General features: G+C 72.7%; 16 protein-coding genes. 11 read left to right on the top strand and 5 right to left on the bottom strand.

Annotated features, from left to right (window positions below; all coding sequences use genetic code 11):
* Positions 1-18 precede the first annotated feature (18 nt).
* The 6 genes from FGF04_RS00830 (at position 19) to FGF04_RS40800 (ending at position 7,741) form a co-directional block, all read left to right on the top strand.
* Positions 19-1,242 (top strand): amidohydrolase family protein, encoded by a 1,224-nt coding sequence (locus tag FGF04_RS00830; RefSeq protein WP_149509224.1) that lies wholly within the window; start codon positions 19-21, stop codon positions 1,240-1,242.
* 111 nt (positions 1,243-1,353) lie between these two features.
* The gene (locus FGF04_RS00825) at positions 1,354-2,295 is read left to right on the top strand and encodes an LLM class F420-dependent oxidoreductase (RefSeq protein ID WP_149509223.1); all 942 of its coding nucleotides are present in this window, start codon (positions 1,354-1,356) and stop codon (positions 2,293-2,295) included.
* Positions 2,296-2,367: 72 nt separating this feature from the next.
* Entirely contained in the window at positions 2,368-3,150 is a 783-nt protein-coding gene (locus tag FGF04_RS00820; RefSeq protein WP_149509222.1) for an SDR family NAD(P)-dependent oxidoreductase, read from the top strand.
* A 138-nt stretch (positions 3,151-3,288) separates the two neighbouring features.
* Positions 3,289-4,407 (top strand): LLM class flavin-dependent oxidoreductase, encoded by a 1,119-nt coding sequence (locus FGF04_RS00815; RefSeq protein WP_149509221.1) that lies wholly within the window; start codon positions 3,289-3,291, stop codon positions 4,405-4,407.
* A gap of 105 nt (positions 4,408-4,512) precedes the next feature.
* A complete protein-coding gene (locus FGF04_RS00810) occupies positions 4,513-6,282 on the top strand; it encodes an N-acyl-D-amino-acid deacylase family protein (protein ID WP_149509220.1) in 1,770 nt (589 codons plus the stop codon).
* Between the two features lie 37 nt (positions 6,283-6,319).
* On the top strand, positions 6,320-7,741 hold the full coding sequence (locus tag FGF04_RS40800) for an aldehyde dehydrogenase family protein (protein ID WP_235882114.1): 1,422 nt from the start codon (positions 6,320-6,322) through the stop codon (positions 7,739-7,741).
* An 83-nt stretch (positions 7,742-7,824) separates the two neighbouring features.
* Here FGF04_RS40800 and FGF04_RS00800 read toward each other — a convergent pair whose 3' ends face one another.
* Complete coding sequence (locus FGF04_RS00800) at positions 7,825-8,391, bottom strand: DUF1062 domain-containing protein (RefSeq protein ID WP_149509416.1); 567 nt, start codon at positions 8,389-8,391, stop codon at positions 7,825-7,827.
* A gap of 242 nt (positions 8,392-8,633) precedes the next feature.
* Between FGF04_RS00800 and FGF04_RS00795 the strand changes: the two genes are divergently transcribed.
* Positions 8,634-9,269, top strand: coding sequence for a LysE family translocator (locus FGF04_RS00795; protein WP_149509219.1), 636 nt, complete (start codon positions 8,634-8,636; stop codon positions 9,267-9,269).
* 64 nt (positions 9,270-9,333) lie between these two features.
* Here the strand turns inward: FGF04_RS00795 and FGF04_RS00790 are convergent, their stop codons facing one another.
* Genes FGF04_RS00790 through FGF04_RS00780 form a run of 3 tightly spaced genes read right to left on the bottom strand, consistent with a single transcriptional unit; the run spans position 9,334 to position 10,790 of the window.
* A complete protein-coding gene (locus tag FGF04_RS00790; protein WP_149509218.1) occupies positions 9,334-9,741 on the bottom strand; it encodes a nitroreductase/quinone reductase family protein in 408 nt (135 codons plus the stop codon).
* Positions 9,731-9,928, bottom strand: coding sequence for a DUF397 domain-containing protein (locus FGF04_RS00785; protein ID WP_149509217.1), 198 nt, complete (start codon positions 9,926-9,928; stop codon positions 9,731-9,733). The genes FGF04_RS00790 and FGF04_RS00785 overlap by 11 nt, the downstream gene beginning before the upstream one ends.
* Before the next feature lie 10 nt (positions 9,929-9,938).
* Positions 9,939-10,790, bottom strand: coding sequence for a helix-turn-helix domain-containing protein (locus FGF04_RS00780; RefSeq protein ID WP_149509216.1), 852 nt, complete (start codon positions 10,788-10,790; stop codon positions 9,939-9,941).
* Between the two features lie 207 nt (positions 10,791-10,997).
* Between FGF04_RS00780 and FGF04_RS00775 the strand changes: the two genes are divergently transcribed.
* Positions 10,998-11,423 carry an ATP-binding protein gene (locus tag FGF04_RS00775; protein ID WP_149509215.1) on the top strand — a complete coding sequence of 142 codons (426 nt, stop codon included), beginning with the start codon at positions 10,998-11,000 and terminating at the stop codon, positions 11,421-11,423.
* 128 nt (positions 11,424-11,551) lie between these two features.
* Positions 11,552-13,369: a protein kinase domain-containing protein gene (locus FGF04_RS00770; RefSeq protein WP_149509214.1), complete on the top strand. Its 1,818-nt coding sequence runs from the start codon at positions 11,552-11,554 to the stop codon at positions 13,367-13,369.
* 37 nt (positions 13,370-13,406) lie between these two features.
* Here the strand turns inward: FGF04_RS00770 and FGF04_RS00765 are convergent, their stop codons facing one another.
* Positions 13,407-15,020 carry a CehA/McbA family metallohydrolase gene (locus FGF04_RS00765; RefSeq protein WP_149509213.1) on the bottom strand — a complete coding sequence of 538 codons (1,614 nt, stop codon included), beginning with the start codon at positions 15,018-15,020 and terminating at the stop codon, positions 13,407-13,409.
* Positions 15,021-15,228: 208 nt separating this feature from the next.
* Here FGF04_RS00765 and FGF04_RS00760 point away from each other — a divergent pair, with 208 nt between their 5' ends.
* Together FGF04_RS00760 and FGF04_RS00755 are read left to right on the top strand one after the other, a co-directional pair.
* Positions 15,229-16,092, top strand: coding sequence for an LLM class F420-dependent oxidoreductase (locus FGF04_RS00760; RefSeq protein WP_149509212.1), 864 nt, complete (start codon positions 15,229-15,231; stop codon positions 16,090-16,092).
* A 79-nt stretch (positions 16,093-16,171) separates the two neighbouring features.
* Positions 16,172-18,757 carry a bifunctional FO biosynthesis protein CofGH gene (locus FGF04_RS00755; protein ID WP_149509211.1) on the top strand — a complete coding sequence of 862 codons (2,586 nt, stop codon included), beginning with the start codon at positions 16,172-16,174 and terminating at the stop codon, positions 18,755-18,757.
* Positions 18,758-18,821 lie beyond the last annotated feature (64 nt).

Below are 18,821 nucleotides of genomic sequence, written 5' to 3'. Positions count from 1 at the left end.
CAGCGTTACCTTGGGACCATGGAGACCTTCCCGAAGATCATCTCGGTGGACGACCACACGGTGGAGCCCCCGCACGTCTGGCGGGAGCGGCTCCCGTCGAGGTACCGGGACGAGGGGCCGCGGGTCGTGCGCGCCCCCCTGAAGGAAATGACCTTCCTGGGCGGGAAGTTCGCTCCCGTCATGGGCGGCCCCGGCGACGACGGGCCGATCGGCGACTGGTGGGTCTACGAGGACCTGCACCGCCCGCTCACCCGTCTCGACACCGCCGTCGGCTACGACAGGGACGAGATCAGGCTGGAGGTCATCACGTACGAGCGGATGCGCCCCGGCTCGTACGACGTCCCGCAGCGCCTCGCCGACATGGACGTCAACCACGTGCAGTCCGCGCTCTGCTTCCCGACCTTCCCCCGCTTCTGCGGCCAGACCTTCACCGAGGCGAAGGACCGGGAGCTGGGACTGCTCTGCGTGCGGGCCTACAACGACTGGATGGTGGAGGAGTGGTGCGGGCCCGAGGCCCGGGGCCGGCTGGTACCGCTCACGCTGGTCCCTCTGTGGGACGCGCGGCTCGCCGCCGAGGAGGTGCGGCGCAACGCCGCGCGCGGAGTGCGGGCCGTCGCCTTCTCCGAGATACCTCCGCACCTCGGACTGCCCTCCGTTCATACGGACGAGTGGGATCCGTTCCTCGCCGCCTGCGACGAGACCGGCACGGTGATCGCCATGCACATCGGGTCGAGCAGCCGGATGCCCTCCACCTCCGCGGACGCGCCGCCCGCCGTCGGTTCCACCATCACCTTCGCCAACTGCTGCTTCTCCATGGTCGACTGGCTGATGAGCGGCAAGTTCGAGCGCTTCCCGAACCTCAGGGTGATGTACGCGGAGGGCCAGATCGGCTGGATCCCCTACATCCTGGAACGCGCGGACGTCGTCTGGGAGGAGAACCGCGCCTGGGGCGGCGTCGCGGACAAGGTCCACCGCCCGCCTTCCGAACTCTTCGCCGAGCACGTGTACGGCTGCTTCTTCGACGACGCCTTCGGCCTGCGGAACCTGGACGCCATCGGCGTCGGCAACGTCCTCTACGAGACCGACTACCCGCACTCCGACTCCACCTGGCCCGAGTCCCGCCAGGTCGGCGAGGCCCAGATGGGCCACCTGGACCCCGAGGTCGTCGACCGGATCGTCCGCCGCAACGCGATCGGGTTGTTGGGGCTCACGGAGGACGGGCTGTGGGCGGGAGCGAAGTGAGGGCGAGGGCGAAGCCCCGCCTTTCAGGGGCGCGGGGAACTGCGCGACCGGCCCCCACCGGCCCGCAGCCGACCGGACACGCGAGCCTTGCCTGACTGAAGGGTGCCATTCATGCAGATCCCGCCCGAAGGGCAACCCGCGTACGGGATGCAGCTGCCGATCCAGTCGCAGAGCACCCTCTACGCCGAGCCCTGGGAGGCCGGCGCCGGGCCGGACGACCTCGTGGAGATCGCCCGGACCGCCGACACCGCCGGCTTCGCCTACCTCGCGAGCTGCGACCACGTCGGCGTCCCGCGCCGGCTCGCCCCCGCGATGGGCACCGTCTGGTACGACCCCGTCGCCACCCTCGCCTTCCTCGCCCCGGTCACCCGGCGCGTACGGCTGCTCAGCCACGTCGCGGTCGTCGGGCTGCGCCACCCCCTCGTCACCGCCAAGCAGTACGCGACCCTCGACCACCTGAGCGGCGGGCGCCTGATCCTCGGGGTCGGCGCCGGACACGTGCGGGAGGAGTTCGAGGCGCTCGGGGTGGACTTCGGGCGGCGCGGGGCCGTGCTGGACGAGTGCGTCGACGCGCTGCGGGCCGCGCTGGGCCCCGACGAGTTCCCCGCCCACCACGGGAAACTGTACGACTTCGAAGGGCTCGGCCAGCGGCCGCGGCCCGCGCAGGAACGGGTGCCGGTGTGGGTCGGCGGGTCCTCGCCCGCCGCCGTGCGCCGGGCCGCGGTCCGGGGCGACGGCTGGCTGCCGCAGGGCGACCCGCGGGAGCGGCTGCCCGAGCAGATCGCCCGGATCGGGCGGCTGCGCGAGGAGGCGGGGGCGACCGGCCCGTTCACCGTCGGCGCGATCACCGAGCCGCTGTACGTGGGCACGCCCGGCTGGCAGGTGGGGCGCCGCACGCTCACCGGCTCCGCCGAGGCGATCGCCGAGTCGCTGCGGGCGTACGGGGCCATGGGGGTGGACCAGATCCAGGTGCGGTTCCGCTCGCGCAGCCGCAGCGAACTCACGGACCAGATGGCGGCGTTCGGGGTGGGGGTGGCTCCGCTCCTCGGATAGGCGCCTCCTGGGTGCGGTTCCGCGCCCCGTTCCCCGCGCCCCTTCGGGGCGCCTTCTGCTGAGGGAGATGTCATGGGTCGGTTGGACGGGCGGGTCGTGGTGGTCACCGGGGCGGCCCGGGGGCAGGGCGAGCAGGAGGCGCGGCTCTTCGTCGCCGAAGGGGCCGCGGTGGTGGTCGCCGACGTGCTCGACGAGCAGGGGGAGACCCTCGCCAAGGAGCTGGGGCCCCGGGCCCGGTACGTCCACCTCGACGTGGGCCGGGAGGAGGACTGGGCGGCCGCGGCGACGGTCGCCCGGGACGCGTTCGGGAAGGTCGACGGACTGGTCAACAACGCCGGCATCCTGCGCTTCAACGCCCTCGTCGACACCCCCCTCGAAGAGTTCCTGCAGATCGTGCGGGTCAACCAGGTCGGCGTCTTCCTCGGCATCAAGACCCTGGCCCCCGAGATCGCGGCGGCCGGCGGCGGCACCGTCGTCAACACCGCCTCGTACACCGGGCTCACCGGCATGGCGTACGTCGGCGCGTACAGCGCGACCAAGCACGCGATCGTCGGCCTCACGCGCGTGGCCGCGCTGGAACTGGCCCCCCAGGGCATCCGCGTCAACGCCGTCTGCCCCGGCGCGATCGACACCGCCATGAGCAACCCGGCCCTGCTCGACCCGGCGGCGGACCCCGAGGCGGGCTCGGAGGCCGTCGCCCGGTTCTACCGCAAGCTCGTCCCGCTCGGCCGCATCGGCAGGGCCGAGGAGGTGGCCCGGCTCGCCCTCTTCCTGTCCTGCGAGGAGTCCTCCTACGTCACCGGCCAGCCGTTCGTGATCGACGGGGGATGGCTGGCGGGCGTCAGCGCCAGGTGAGACGAGGGTGATTGACGGAGCGTCAGTTATTCATCCATCGGCTCTTGACGCTCCGGGGGTGCGGTGCCACAGTCGGCGGCAGGTCGATCTGACGGTTCGTCAGATTGCGGACGGGCGAGCAGGGGACGGTGAACCTCCGTGGAATTCGGGCTCTTCGTACAGGGGTACGTGGGCAAGCGGGCCGAGACCGATCCGCTCGCCGAGCACAAGGCGCTGATGGAGGAGACCGAGTACGTCATCGAGGCGGACCGGTCCGGGTTCAAGTACGCCTGGGCGTCCGAGCACCACTTCCTGGAGGAGTACTCGCACCTCTCCGCGAACGACGTCTTCCTCGGCTACCTGGCCCACGCGACCGAGCGCATCCACCTGGGCTCCGGCATCTTCAACCCGCTCGCCCAGGTCAACCACCCGGTCAAGGTCGCCGAGAAGGTCGCCATGCTCGACCACCTCAGCGAGGGGCGGTTCGAGTTCGGCAGCGGGCGGGGCGCGGGAAGCCACGAGATCCTCGGGTTCATCCCTGGTGTGACCGACATGAACCACACCAAGGAGATCTGGGAGGAGACCATCGCCGAGTTCCCGAAGATGTGGCTCCAGGACGAGTACGTCGGCTTCCAGGGCAAGCACTGGCAGCTCCCGCCCCGCAAGATCCTGCCGAAGCCGTACGGGAAGTCGCACCCCGCCATGTGGTACGCCGCCGGGTCGCCGCCCTCGTACGCGATGGCCGCCCGCAAGGGGCTCGGGGTGCTCGGCTTCAGCGTGCAGAAGGTCTCCGACATGGAGTGGGTGCTGGAGCAGTACAAGACGGCCGTCGTCGAGGCGGAGCCGGTCGGGGACTTCGTCAACGACAACGTGATGGTGACGACGACGGCGATCTGCGCGCCGACGCACGCCGAGGCGGTACGGGTCGCCGTGGCGGGCGGGCTGCACTATCTGCCCTCGCTCGTCTTCCGCTACCACGACACGTTCCCGCGGCCCGAGGGGTTCCCGGTGTGGCCGGACACGCTGCCCGAGTACACCGAGGAGCTGGTCGAACTCCTCATCGCCGAGGAGCTGCTGATCTGCGGGGACCCGGACGAGGTGCTCACGCAGTGCAAGCGGTGGGAGCAGGCCGGCGCCGATCAGCTGTCGTTCGGGCTGCCGGTCGGGGTGCCGAAGGAGGAGACGCTGCGGACGATCCGGCTGATCGGGGAGCACGTCGTCCCGAAGATCGACACGGATCCGGTCCACCGGACTACGCGGTTCCGCGGAACGGCCTGAGCGTCGTCGGCTGCGGCTCCGTCGTGGCTTGTCGCGCAGTTCCCCGCGCCCCTTGGTGGGGTCGCCGGCCGCAGACCGAAAAGTGCAGGAAGGGAAGGGGATCCGGTGCTCGACCATCTGATCGAGGGCGCGACCGTGGTCGACGGGTCGGGCCGGGAGGCCTTCGTCGCCGACGTGGGCATCCGGGACGGCCGGATCGCCGTGGTCCGGGAGACGGGCGGGGCCGGGGGCGCTGGCGATGGGGCCCAGGGCGTCGGTGAGGCGGCCCGGACGCGTGAGGACGCGCGCGGGCTCGTGCTCGCGCCCGGGTTCGTGGACCCCCACACGCACTACGACGCCCAGCTCTTCTGGGACCCGTACGCGACACCGTCCCTCAACCACGGCGTGACGACGGTCGCGGGCGGCAACTGCGGCTTCACCCTCGCCCCCCTCAACCCCGCGCGGCCCGAGGACGCCGACTACACGCGGCGGATGATGTCCAAGGTCGAGGGGATGTCCCTGGTCGCGCTGGAGCAGGGCGCGCCCTGGAACTGGCACGGCTTCGGCGAGTACCTGGACGCCCTCGAAGGACGGATCGCGGTCAACGCCGGCTTCATGGTGGGCCACTGCGCGCTCCGCCGGCACGTCATGGGCCCCGACGCGGTCGGCGGACAGCCGGACGAGGAGCAGCTCGCGGCGGTCGTCCGGCTGCTGCACGAGGCGATGGACGCCGGCGCCTGGGGCTTCTCCACCACCCAGTCCTCCACCCACTCCGACGGCGACGGGCGGCCGGTCGCCTCCCGGCACGCGCGCCCCGCCGAGCTGCTGGCGCTGTCGCGGGCGGTCGGCGAGCACGAGGGCACGCAGATCGAAGCGATCGTGGCCGGGTGCCTGGACCGGTTCAGCGACGCCGAGATCGAGCTGTTCACGGAGATGAGCGCGGCGGCCGGCCGGCCCCTGAACTGGAACGTCCTGACCATCGACGCCGCCGTCCCCGAGCGCGTGCCCCGCCAGCTCCTGGCGAGCGAGCGGGCGCGCAAGGCGGGCGGCAGGGTCGTCGCCCTGACCATGCCGATCCTCACCCCGATGAACATGTCGCTGGGCACCTTCTGCGCCCTCAACCTCATCCCCGGCTGGGGCGAGGTCCTGGGCCTCCCCGTGCCCGAGCGGATCGCCCGGCTCCGGGACCCCGGCGTCCGGGCCGGGATGCTGCGGCGGGCCGCCTCGAAGGAGGCCGGCGTCTTCCGCCGCCTCGCCGACTTCGGGCGGTACGTCATCGGCGACACGTACAGCGCGCGCAACGAGGGCCTCACCGGGCGGGTCGTGCGGGACATCGCGGCCGAGCGGGGCCAGGAGCCCTTCGAGTGCATCGTGGAGATCTGCGCCGAGGACGGGCTGCGTACGGTCCTGTGGCCCATGCCGACCGACAACGACCCGGACTCGTGGGCCCTGCGCCGGGAGACGTGGCGGCACGAGGACGTGCTGCTCGGCGGCTCGGACGCGGGCGCCCACCTGGACCGGATGTGCGGCGCCCCGTACACGACCCGGTTCCTCGGCGACTGCCTGCGGGGCCGCAGGCTGGTGCCGCTGGAGCGGGCGGTGCAGATGCTCACGGACGACCCGGCCCGGCTCTTCGGGCTCCGGGAGCGCGGCCGGATCACGGAGGGTTTCCATGCGGATCTGGTGCTCTTCGACCCGGAGCGCATCGACGCCGGCAAGGCCACCCTGGTGCACGACCTGCCGGGGGACAGTCCGCGCCTCGACTCGAAGGCCGTCGGGATCCGGGCCGTGTGGGTCAACGGCGTGGAGTCGATACGGGACGACGTGGTGACCGGGGCGGTGCCCGGCCGGGTGCTGCGGTCGGGCCGGGACACGCGCACGGTGGGCACGCGGTGACGTGGTGACGCGATGACGCGGAGGGTGCGGGGGACAGGTGAGTGATGACCAACGGCTGTTCATCGGCGGCTCGTGGGTGGAGCCGGACGGCGGCCACTACGAGGTGATCGACCCGGCGACCGAGGAGGTCGTGGGCGCGGCCCCGGAGGCCTCGCGGGAGCAGGTGCACGCGGCGGCGGCCGCGGCCCGCGAGGCCTTCCGGTCCTGGTCGCGCACGTCCCCCGAGGAACGGGCCGCCGTCCTGGGCCGGGCGGCCGACGCCATCCGCCGCGACCTCGTCGCGCACGCGGAACTGGCGCAGGCGGAGACCGGCGCGACCACCGCCACCGCGCGCGGGATGCAGGTGGGGGTCGGGGCGGCCCGTTTCCGGCGCTACGCGCGCGTGGAGCCCGTCGAGGAGCCGCTGCCGCCGCAGGTCAACGAGGCGGGCCCGTTCGGCGGGGCCGCGGTCCTCGGCGCCCTCGCCGTGCGCCGGCCGGTCGGCGTGGTCACCTGCATCACCTCGTACAACAACCCGTGGGCGAACCCGGCGGGCAAGATCGCGCCGGCCCTGGCGACGGGCAACACGGTGGTCGTGAAGCCCGCCCCGCAGGACCCGCTCTCGGTGTACCGGATGGCCGGGGCGCTGGAGGCGGCGGGCGTGCCGCCGGGCGTCGTGAACGACCCCACCCCGGTCCACACGCTGCCGTTGCTCGGACACCCGCACCAGCAGGCACCGCACCCGCAGCAGAATCCGTGGGCGCCGCCGCCGACGCAGCCCACGGGGAGGGGCGAAGGGCCGGACCGGCGGCGACGGGCCAGGCTGGTCACGGCCGTCGCGACGGCGGGGGCGCTGCTGCTGGCGGGCGCGACCTGGACGGCGCTGGAGGCGGGGAACCGGCTCGGTGACCGGGGTAAAAGTCCGTCTTCGGCGTCCGGCCCGTCGGCGTCCTCGCGGTCGACCGGACGGGCCTCCGGGACGGAGACGGACGCGGACACGGACGCGGAGGCGGAGACGGGGGGAACGGCAGGTGCCGGCGGGCGGACGTCGCAGGACGTGGACCCCCTGGCGACCGCCTCCGACCGGCCGAGGCCGGAGGCGCACGCCCAGCAGTGGCTGGACGCCAAGACCTCGCTGAGTTTCAAGGAGCCGATCAGCCGCGAGGACCGTAAGGGGGACATCCGTTTCAACTGCAAGGACCCCAGTTGCGAGCTGGAGAGCGACACCAGTCTGCTCGTCATGATGTTCGCCGAACCGGGGACGACCCTCGACATGTGCCGCCTGATCCTCTCCGGCGCCGAGAAGAACAAGTCCCGCCACCGCGTCCTCCCCCTGGCGGCCGCGGCGGCCGGTACGGAGATATGCGTCAAGCACTCCTCCGGGGACATCGCGCTGCTCGTGGTCCAGGTGAAGTCGACCGCGCTGCCGGACATCGCCTTCCTCACCCTGGACATGACCATCTGGCGGGAAGGGTCCTAGGGAAGGGCCCTAGCGGTGCGGTGAGGTACGGGCCCGCCCGGCGGATCGTGCCGGACGGGCCCATGGGGCCGAGGCGGTCCGGGTCAGCGCTTGAGCGTGAACGTGAAGTCGACGCAGAGCCTGCCGCCCAGCCGGACGGCGGAGACGAGCTTCCCCTCCGCCAGCAGTCTCGCCACCTCGGCCCGCGGCAGACCGCACCCCTCGGCGATCAGCCGCAGCGGCCGGACGGGGATCTCGGCCGCGAACCGCACCGAGACGTCGAGCGCCCCGTGGTCCACGTGTGCCGAGCGGTCCCCGTGCGCCGGTGCGCCGGTGTCGAGACGCCAGGCGCCGGACCAGTCCAGGGCGATGCGGTTGCGGCGCCGTACGACCGGGTCCTGGAGCAACTCGGCCGCCAGACCGGGGTCGTTGGCGTGCAGCCGGTCCAGCAGTCCGGGGCGTACGGAGCGCACGTTCACCCGTTCCAGGACGGTGAGCTTCGTGGTCTCCCCGCAGGTCGTGCAGAGCGCGAGGAGCCAGACGTCGAGGAGCTTGTGGTGGGCGTTGACGCGGAATTTCCCGCTCGTCCGGAAGTGCCCCGCCCCGCACGGGCGGCAGCGGCGGCGGACGAGCGGCAGGCAGGTGGGCAGGACCACCCAGTTTTCGAGCAGCACGGAGATACACCGGTTCCAGTGTGAGAAGACCGCAGCGGAAAGCAGCGCGGCGCACTTGCGGCGACGCGCGACGGATCAGCACTCGGGGGGTCTCACACGGTGTACAAGGGCACGTCCTCGCCTGGGAGTTCGGTCGGGCAGCACGGTAGGGGCGCACGGCGGCACCGCTCCACTCCTTTTCCGCCGCCTCCCGGAAAACCGCTGGAGACCGGTCGGCGCGCGGGGCCACGATGGTCGGCATGGTGTCCACAGACCGGTTGCTCGCCTTCGCGGCCATGTCGTTCCTGCTGATCGTGGTCCCCGGCCCGAGCGTGCTGTTCGTGGTCGGCCGGGCGCTCGCGCAGGGACGCCGGGCCGCGCTGACCACGGTGGTGGGGAACACGCTGGGCGCGTACGTCCTGGTCGTGGCCGTGGCGCTCGGCGTCGGGGCGGTCGTGGAGCGCTCGGTGGTCGTCTTCACGACGCTGAAGCTCGTGGGCGCGGCGTACCTCGTCTACCTGGGGGTGAAGGCGGTACGCCGTCGCGGGGCGCTGTCCGCGGCGTTCACCGGTGACGGGCCCGCGCACAGCGGTCTGCGGACGCTGTGGGAGGGGTTCGCGGTCGGGGTGGCCAACCCGAAGACGATCGTGTTCTTCGCGGCCGTGCTGCCGCAGTTCGTCGACCGCGGCCAGGGCCACGTCATGGCGCAGATGCTGCTGCTCGGCCTGGTCTTCAACCTCATCGCCCTGGCGTCGGACAGCGTGTGGGGCCTGGGCGCGGCGGCCGCACGGCACTGGTTCGCCGGCTCACCGCGACGGCTCGCCCTGGTCGGCGGAGCCGGCGGCGTCACGATGATCGGCCTGGGCATCACGATCGCCGCAACGGGCAAGGACTAGCAGGGACACGCCCGGCCCTCGCCTGGCCCTCGCCCGGCCCCGCCCGGCACGCCGAGGCGCGGACTCAGCCGGCCGGGTCGGGGTCGAGATCGACCCTGATCGTCAACAGGCTCGTGCCGAACGCCCGGACCGCGCCGCTGTTGAGCCGCGGCAGCGACTTCAGGCGGGCGCGGGGGTCGTCCTCCGGCAGCAGGTGGGCGGTGCCGTGGTGCCACCGTCCACCGACGCGCACCCGTACCCTCGGGTCGGCCTGGATGTTCCGCACGTACTGCGACTTCTCGCCGTACTCGGAGACGAACCAGAACTGCTGTCCGACGCGCCGCCCGCCCACCGGCGTCCGCCGCTCCAGGCCGGACGTCCGGCCGGTCGTCTCGACGAGCGTCTGGAACGGCAGCCGCCGGCTCACCGGGTTGGCCACCCACCGCTGGAAGGCCGTGACGGCCCGGAACTTCAGGTCCCGCTCACGCGGCATGCCGGCCCTGCCCCTCCTTGAGCAGCAGGAGCAGAGCCCCGAAGGCCTCCGGAGAGGCCCCGAGTATGACTCCGTCGGGGTCGCCGCTCTCGGTGAGTTGGACGCTCGGCGTGTCAGCGGCGGCGACATGGAGGCAGGACTCGCCCTGCCCGCAGTAGGACGACTTCTGCCAGGAGTGGTCGAGCATGCGGATCCCTTCACAGGTCCTGAGCGATGGTGTGGACGAACTCGCGGGACCTCTCGGGGGAGAGGGCCACGGATTCCATGCGGTCGAGGAGTACGCGGTACGTGTCCAGTTGCGCTTCGGCGTCCACGAGTACGGGACCGTGGGACTGGTCCAGCGAGACGGTGTCCAGGGCGGGGACGGACCCGTACATGTACAGGATCGTCTGTCCGGAGCCCGGGTGGGCGCCGATCGAGAACGGGATCACCTGGATCGTGATGTGCTCGCGCCGGCTCTGCTCGACCAGGTGATCGAGCTGGCGCCGGGCGACCGAGGGGCCGCCGACCGGTACCCGCAGCGCGGCCTCGTGGATGATCGCGTGGTACGGGGTCGGGTCGGGCCCGTCCAGCAGCGCTTGGCGCTGGAGCCGGTGGCTGACCCGGTGCTCGATGTCGGTGCGGGAGAACTCGGGAACGACCTGCCGGAAGATCTCGCGGGCGTGGTCCGTGATCTGGAGCAGGCCCGGCACGTGCGCGGTGTTGGCGGACCGCAGACGCCTGGAGTGCTGCTCCAGCTCGGCGATGTCCAGCAGCGTGGTGGGCAGCACCCCGCGGAAGGTCTCCCACCATCCGCCCGCCCGCTCGGTGGCGAGTTCGAGCAGCCCGTCGACGTACTCGGCGTCGGAGCAGCGGTAGATGCGGGCCAGCGCGCGCAGTCGGTCCGGGCTCACGCCGAACCTGCTGGCCTCGATGTTGCTGAGCTGGGCCTGGCTGACGCCGAGTTGACGGGCGCCTTCGGTGACGGTGAGTCCCGCGCGCTCGCGCATCCGCCGCAGTTCGGTGCCCAGACGCAGGCGGCGGGCGGTGGTGGCGGTCCTGGGCGCCATGACTCAACTCTCCTTGTGCAACAGCACGTTGTTGTCACCCACACGAGGGAAAACCTCATGGTATTGCCAGAATGGGAAATGTATTAAGTGGTGAGCCGCTACCTTACTGGTGCAGGCGCCATGTTCCCCAGAAGCACCCCGTTCGACGGAGCGGCACGGTCACTGGGTCCTGAAGCCAATCCCCCCGCTCGTGATCGGAGACCTCCGATGGCCACCGTATCCCCGCCCTGGGCGTACACCCTCCAACTGCCGCACGATCCACGCGCACCGGGTATCGCTCGCGCAACCCTGCGAACCGTGCTCGCCGCGCACGACCTCTCCTGTCTCGCTCCCACCGCGGAACTGCTCGCCTCGGAGCTGCTCACCAACGCTCACCTGCACACGCGGGGCTCCTACGCCCTGCGGGTCCGCTCGTCGGCGGAGCCGGGCCGGCTGCGGGTCGCGGTGTGGGACTCCGACTCCAGGGTCCCGCCGGGTTTCACGGCCCCGCCCGCCGCGGGCCGCGTACCGCCGGAGTCCGCGGAGAACGGCCGGGGCCTGCACCTCGTACGGGCCTGCGCGGACACCTGGGGTGTGCACGTCCTGGAGGGCGCCCGCGGCGGCAAGCTCCTGTGGGCCGAGTGCGGACCGTAGGGGGGCACCGGCCCGCCCGGGACAAGTACTGCCGATAGACGCAGGGTTGTGACGCGCCGCTGCCTCCGCGTCTCCTATCCTCACTGCGAAAGGCGCCGACGGGGACGACGGGGACAGAGGAAACACACATGGACGGGTTGGCCCCGGACGATCCGGGCTGGATAGGCAATTACCGACTGCTGCGCAGGCTCGGCGAGGGCGGCATGGGGCGGGTGTACCTGGCCCGTTCCGACCGCGGCCGTACGGTCGCGGTCAAGGTCGTCCAGGAACAGCTGGCCCGCAGGCCCGACTTCAGGCGGCGGTTCGCGCAGGAGGTCAAGGCCGCTCAGCGGGTCGGCGGCGAGTGGACCGCGCCCGTCCTGGACGCCGACACGGAGGCGGCGACACCGTGGGTCGCCACCGGCTACGTCGCCGGGCCCTCCCTCGCCGAGGTGGTGGACAAGCAGTACGGGCCCCTGCCCCCGCACTCCGTACGGGCCCTGGGGATCGGGCTCGTCCGCGCGCTCCAGGCCATCCACGGCGCGGGGCTCGTGCACCGCGACCTCAAGCCGTCCAACGTCCTGGTGACCATCGACGGGCCGCGCGTCATCGACTTCGGCATCGCGCGCGCCCTCGACCCGGCCCTGCAGTCCACCGACGGGCTGACGATGACGGGTGCGGTCGTGGGCTCGCCCGGCTTCATGTCGCCCGAGCAGGTGCGCGGCGAGCGGGTCACCTACGCCAGCGACGTCTTCTGCCTCGGCGCCGTGCTCGCGTACACCGCCTCGGGGAGGCTGCCGTTCGGCACCGGGGAGGGTGGCATCCACTCGCTGCTCTTCCGGATCGCCAGCGAGGAGCCGGACTTGACGGGGGTCCCCGCGCCGTGGGACGGGCTGATCGCCGAGTGCCTCGTGAAGGACCCCGCCCAGCGGCCGTCCCTGGACACCCTGCTGGCCCGTATCGAGGCCATGGAGGACACGGGCGGCGCCTGGCTGCCGGGCGAGGTGCTGGCGGAGCTCGGCAGACACGCCGTGCAGCTCCTGAACAGCGAGGACCCGCAGAGCCACGCGCTCGCCGCGCAGGCACACGCCCAGGCCCAGGCGCATGCCCAGGCACCGGTCCAGGCTCCGGCGCAGTCCCCGGTGCAGGGCTTCGGCCCGCCCGTCTCGTACCACCCGTCCTCGCCCCCGTGGCAGCAGAGCCCCGCGCCGGGCGGCCCCCACGCGGGCAGCCCGCCGCCCGGCGTCCTGCACGCGGGCAGTCCGCCGCCGGGCAGCCTGCCGCCGCCCTCGCCGCACTACTTCTCGCCGCGCCCGCCGGCCCGTCCGGCCCGCGCACTGGGCACGGGCCTGGCCGTCCTGCTCGGCTTCTACACGCTGCCGCTGCTGCTGCGGGGCGCCGTCCTCACCTGGACCTACCTCGTACTCGACGGGCAGGACGGCGGTGCCGACCCCTCCGTCATCCAGGACTACCAGTTGCTGCAGTTCGCGACGGAGATGACCGACCTCCTCGAACTGCTGGTGAGCCTGGGACTGGCCATCGCCTGGCCGATCTGGTTCCAGCGGATGCGCAACAACGCCGACGCCTTCGCGCCGGTGCGCCTGCGCTTCGCGCCCGGGATGGCGGCCGGCGCCTGGTTCATCCCGGTCGTCAACCTCTTCATGCCCAAGCAGATGGCCAACGACATCTGGACGGCGACGGCGGGCCGGGCCCGGGGCGCCGGGCGCTGGTTGATGCACACCTGGTGGTGGTGCTGGCTCCTCTTCTTCGGGACGTACGTGAACAGCTCCTTCGCCAGCTGGTACGAGAGCGACAGCGTCTCCGGCGCCATGAGCGACATCCTCGACACGCAGGCCTCCGTCGTCGCCGGCATCGTGAGCGCCGTGGTCGCGGTCTTCTTCGTCAAGAAGCTCACCGGCATGCAGCAGGCCCGCATCGAGGAGGCCCGCGCCTCCGGGACCTCCTGACGCGGGACGGGCAGGCCTACGGCTTACCTCTTACCGCCTACCGCCCCGGGCGTCCCAGGAAGACCGGGTTGGTGAACGCCGCCAGCGCCCCCGGCAGCGGCCCCGCCGCCGCCTCGTGCCGCACCTCGGCCCGTACGTAGGACGCGTACTGAGCCGTCGTACGCCACTCCACCGTGCCGGAGCCCGACTCCGGCAGGGCGGGGCTCGTGTGCAGCACGCCCTGGTCGGTGACGAGGCGGACCGTGCAGCGGGGCGCGCCCGCGACCTCCAGGCGGACGGTGACCGGGTCGTCGCGGTCCACCGCCAGCCGGCCGCCGATCCCCGCGTGCTGCCCCTTCGGCCCGGTCGCCGAGAAGGACAGCGACACCGCCTTCGACTCCGCCACGTACGAACGGCCCGCGCGGATGCCCTCCTGGATCGCCTCGCGGGACAGCTCGTCGGCGAGGACGACCGTCTGCGGGGTGCCGACGGGGTCGGGGTCGCGGTGCGCGTCGCTGCTGCCCATCGCCGGGATCCAGTCCTGGCCGCCCCGCCCCTCCCGCACGGAGGCGACCAGCATGCCGTCCCAGTCGGCCAGCGCCACCTCGTCGTCGGGCCCGTACGCGCCGTTCCACACCTCGATCGCGTCCGCCTCGCCGAAGCCGAACTTCCAGTTGCAGCCGATGCAGGTGGCGTGCGGATGGGCCGGGACGACCAGCCCGCCGGCCTGCCGGATCCGGCGCGCGTACCTGCCGAAGCGGTTGTCGCGGGCCCGGTAGCGCCAGTCGACGAACGTGCCCGGGTCGGTGCCGAGCGCGACGACGTGCCCGTTCCTCGTCGTCACCTCCTCGCCCAGCAGGATCAGCAGTTCGCCGTCCGGGTGCGGGCCCGCCTGGTCGGCCCAGTGGGCGTGCCCGGAGTGCGTGTTGTGCTCGGAGGTGTTGATGAAGTCCAGGCCCGCCGCCCGCGCCAGCGCCGCGATCTCGGCCGGGGTGCGGCGCCCGTCGGAGTACCAGGAGTGCAGGTGGCAGTCGCCCCGGTACCAGGCCCGGCCGCGCCCCGTGGCCCGGGACGGCGGGTACACCGGCCGCACCGGCTCGCCGGGTTCGCCGTAGGTGAGCGTGACGGTGACCTCGTACGCGAGACCCTGCGGGGCCACCGTGTACGGGCCCAGCGCGATGTGCCAGGTGCCCGCGCGGACCGGGCCGGGGAGGTACCCGGGGGTCGCGTCGTCCACGCGCAGGAAGAACTCCGTGCGCGCCCCGCCCGACCAGCCCCGGAACCCCTCGCCGCCCAGCGCGGTGCCGCGCTGGTCGAAGATCCCGATGTCGAGCGCGTTGCCCGGGGTGCCCGCCGGGACGACGGGCCGTTCGTAGGTGTACGCGACCTTGATCTCCCGTACGCCGGAGGGGACTTCGACGGGCAGGTAGACGAAGTCGGGCGCGCCGGGGGGCAGCGTGCCGCGCACGGTCCGGGTCTCGGACGCCCCGGACGCCCCGGATGCCCCCGAGGCGCCGGACGCCCCGGTCGCCCCGGACGCGGCGGCGGCCGGGCCGGAGAAGTCCACGCTTCCCAGGGTGAGCGCGGCGGCGGCTCCTGTCACGAACAGGGCGCGTCTGCCGACGCCGTGCCCACTGCTGTGCCGGTCGCTGTGCCGCTCGTCCTCGCACATGCTGCTGCTCCTCAGGTCGTCGTGAGTCACATGGCACCGGTGGCGCGGGTGTGGTGGCCGTCAGCCTCGTATTCAGCCGTGAACCGCGGGACAAGGGAAGGGGATCGGCGGCTTTCGGGCGCCCGGCGCTCCGATGCGGCGCCCGGCGGGGCACATGTGCCGACCGGTCGGTATGGACACGGCAACCCCGCGCCGGTAGAGATGGGTCATGCGCATCTCCGTGACGATCTTCCTCACCGACGAGACGATCACCCCGACCCGGCTCGCCCGCGAGCTGGAGCACCGCGGGTTCGCCGGGCTCTACCTGCCCGAACACACCCACATACCCGTCGAGCGGACCACCGCGTACCCGGCGGGCGGCGATCTGCCGCCCGAGTACGGCCGCACCCTCGACCCCTTCGTCGCCCTCGGCCAGGCCGCGGCCGTCACCGAGGACCTCGCGCTGGGCACCGGTATCACGCTGATCGCCCAGCACGACCCGATCGACCTGGCCAAGCAGATCGCGACCCTCGACCACCTCTCCGGCGGCCGCTTCACCCTCGGCGTCGGCTTCGGCTGGAACGTCGAGGAAGCCGCCGACCACGGCGTCGAGTGGCGTACGCGGCGGGAGCTGGGCCGGGACCGGATGGCGCTGATGCGGGCCCTGTGGACGCCCGAACCGACCGCGTACGAGGGCCGGTTCGGCTCCGTACGGGCCAGTCACGCCTACCCCAAGCCCGTGCAGAAGCCGCGCGGGCAGTCGGCGTCGGGGCAGCCGCTCGTCGGGCCGCGCACGCTGATCGGCGGGGCGGCCGGTCCCAAGCTCTTCGCGCACATCGCCGAGTACGCGGACGGCTGGCTGCCGATCGGCGGCCGGGGCCTGACCGAGTCGCTGCCCGTGCTGCGGACCGCCTGGGCGGAGGCCGGCCGCGACGCCGGGGCGCTCCAGGTCGTGCCGTACGCCGTCCTGCCCGGCGCCGGCAAGCTCGCCCACTACGCGGACCTCGGCATCGAGGAGGTCGTCCTGCAGCTGCCCCCGGCGGGTGAGGAGGAGGTGCTGCGGGTGCTGGACGAGTACGCCCGCTACGTGTGAGGGGCCGCAGGTCACGGGCGCACCCCTTGTGACGCGGCACACCGGTAGTGCCTGGTCACCGCAATCGTATGCTCGGAGGATGACGATTTCCGCGACCTCCGGAACCGGGCCCACCGAGAACTCCATGCGTCGCGCCCTCAAACGCGCCCGCGACGGCGTCGCCCTCGACGTCGCCGAGGCCGCCGTGCTGCTCCAGGCGCGCGGCGCCGACCTGGACGACCTGACCGCCTCCGCCGCCCGGGTGCGCGACGCGGGCCTGGACGCGGCGGGCCGCGCCGGCGTCATCACGTACTCGAAGAGCGTCTTCGTCCCGCTCACCCGGCTCTGCCGGGACAAGTGCCACTACTGCACGTTCGTGACCGTCCCGGGCAAGCTGCGCCGGGCCGGCCACGGCATGTTCATGTCCCCCGACGAGGTGCTCGACATCGCCCGCAAGGGGGCCGAACTGGGCTGCAAGGAAGCCCTGATCACCCTCGGCGACAAGCCCGAGGACCGCTGGCCCGAGGCGCGCGAATGGCTCGACGCGCACGGCTACGACGACACGATCGCCTACGTACGGGCCATCTCGATCCGCATCCTGGAGGAGACGGGCCTGCTGCCCCACCTCAACCCGGGCGTCATGTCGTGGACCGACTTCCAGCGGCTCAAGCCCGTCGCGCCGAGCATGGGCATGATGCTGGAGACCACCGCGACCCGCCTGTGGAGCGAGCCCGGCGGCCCTCACCACGGCTCCCCGGACAAGGAACCGGCCGTCCGGCTGCGCGTCCTCGAAGACGCCGGACGCTCCTCCGTGCCCTTCACCAGCGGGCTGCTGATCGGCATCGGCGAGACGTACGAGGAGCGTGCGGACTCCCTCTTCGCGCTGCGCCGCGTCTCCCGCGCCTACCACGGCATCCAGGAGCTGATCATCCAGAACTTCCGCGCCAAGCCGGACACGGCGATGCGCGGGATGCCGGACGCCGAGCTGGACGAGCTGATCGCGACGGTCGCCGTGGCCCGGCACATCATGGGCCCCGCCGCCTGCCTCCAGGCGCCGCCCAACCTGGTCGACTCCGAGTACGGGCGGCTGATCGGCGCCGGTATCGACGACTGGGGAGGGGTCTCGCCGCTGACCATCGACCACGTCAACCCCGAGCGCCCCTGGCCGCAGATCGAGCTGCTGCGCGAGCGGTCGGCGCAGGCCGGCTTCGAGCTGCGCGAACGCCTGTGCGTGTACCCGGAGTTCGTGCAGCGGGGCGAGCCGTGGCTGGACCCGCGGCTGCTCCCGCACGTCCGGGCGCTGGCCGACCCGGAGACGGGCCTCGCCGTGCCGGACGCGGTGGTGGAGGGCCACCCGTGGCAGGAACCGGACGAGGCGTTCACGTCGTCGGGCCGCACCGACCTGCACACCACGATCGACACCGAGGGGCGCACCGGCGACCGGCGCGCGGACTACGACCACGTGTACGGCGACTGGGAGGCGCTGCGGGAGGCGGCGGCGCCCGGCATGGTCCCCTCGCGCATCGACACCGACGTACGCGCCGCCCTGGCGACGGCGGCCGACGACCCGACCCGCCTGACCGACGACGAGGCGCTCGCCCTCCTGCACGCGGACGGGCCGGCGCTGGACGCGCTGTGCCGGATCGCCGACGACGTCCGCAGGGCCGCGGTCGGCGACGACGTCACGTACATCGTCACGCGGAACATCAACTTCACCAACGTCTGCTACACCGGCTGCCGCTTCTGCGCCTTCGCCCAGCGCCGCACGGACGCCGACGCGTACACGCTCTCGCTCGACCAGGTCGCCGACCGCGCCGCCCAGGCCTGGGACGTCGGGGCCGTCGAGGTCTGCATGCAGGGCGGCATCCACCCCGACCTGCCGGGCACGGCCTACTTCGACATCGCGCGCGCGGTGAAGGAGCGGGTGCCGGGGATGCACGTGCACGCCTTCTCGCCGATGGAGGTGGTGAACGGCGCGACCCGCACCGGCCTGTCGATCCGCGAGTGGCTGACGGCGGCGAAGGAGGCGGGCCTGGACTCGATCCCCGGCACGGCGGCGGAGATCCTCGACGACGAGGTCCGCTGGGTCCTGACCAAGGGCAAGCTCCCGACGGCGACCTGGATCGAGGTGATCACGACCGCGCACGAGCTGGGCATCCGCTCGTCCTCGACGATGATGTACGGGCACGTCGACCAGCCCCGCCACTGGCTGGGCCACTTCCGCACCCTCTCCCGCATCCAGCAGCAGACGGGCGGTTTCACGGAGTTCGTGACCCTCCCCTTCATCCACACCAACGCACCCGTCTACCTCGCGGGGATCGCCCGGCCCGGCCCGACGACCCGCGACAACCGCGCGGTGATGGCGATGGCGAGGCTCCTGCTGCACCCCCACATCCCCAACATCCAGACCAGCTGGGTGAAGCTGGGCACGGAGGGCGCGGCGGAGATGCTCCGCTCGGGTGCCAACGACCTCGGCGGGACGCTGATGGAGGAGACCATCTCCCGGATGGCGGGCTCCAGCTACGGCTCGTACAAGTCGGTGAAGGACCTGATCGCGGTGGCGCAGGCGGCGGGCCGCCCGGCGAAGCCGCGCACGACGCTGTACGGACCGGTGCCCGAGGAGCGGCAGCGGGCGGCGGAGCGGTCGGACGGCCACCTGCCGGAGCTGCTGCCGGTCCTGGAGTGACGTCTCCGTCGGAGGGCCGGGGAGTCTCGGAGTAGGATGATCGCACCCTGCGACGGGGTGAGTC

The sequence above is a fragment of the Streptomyces apricus genome, from assembly GCF_008369065.1.
In the GTDB taxonomy this organism is placed as follows: Bacteria; Actinomycetota; Actinomycetes; order Streptomycetales; family Streptomycetaceae; genus Streptomyces; species Streptomyces apricus.
This window is presented reverse-complemented; position numbering and strand designations above follow the sequence as displayed.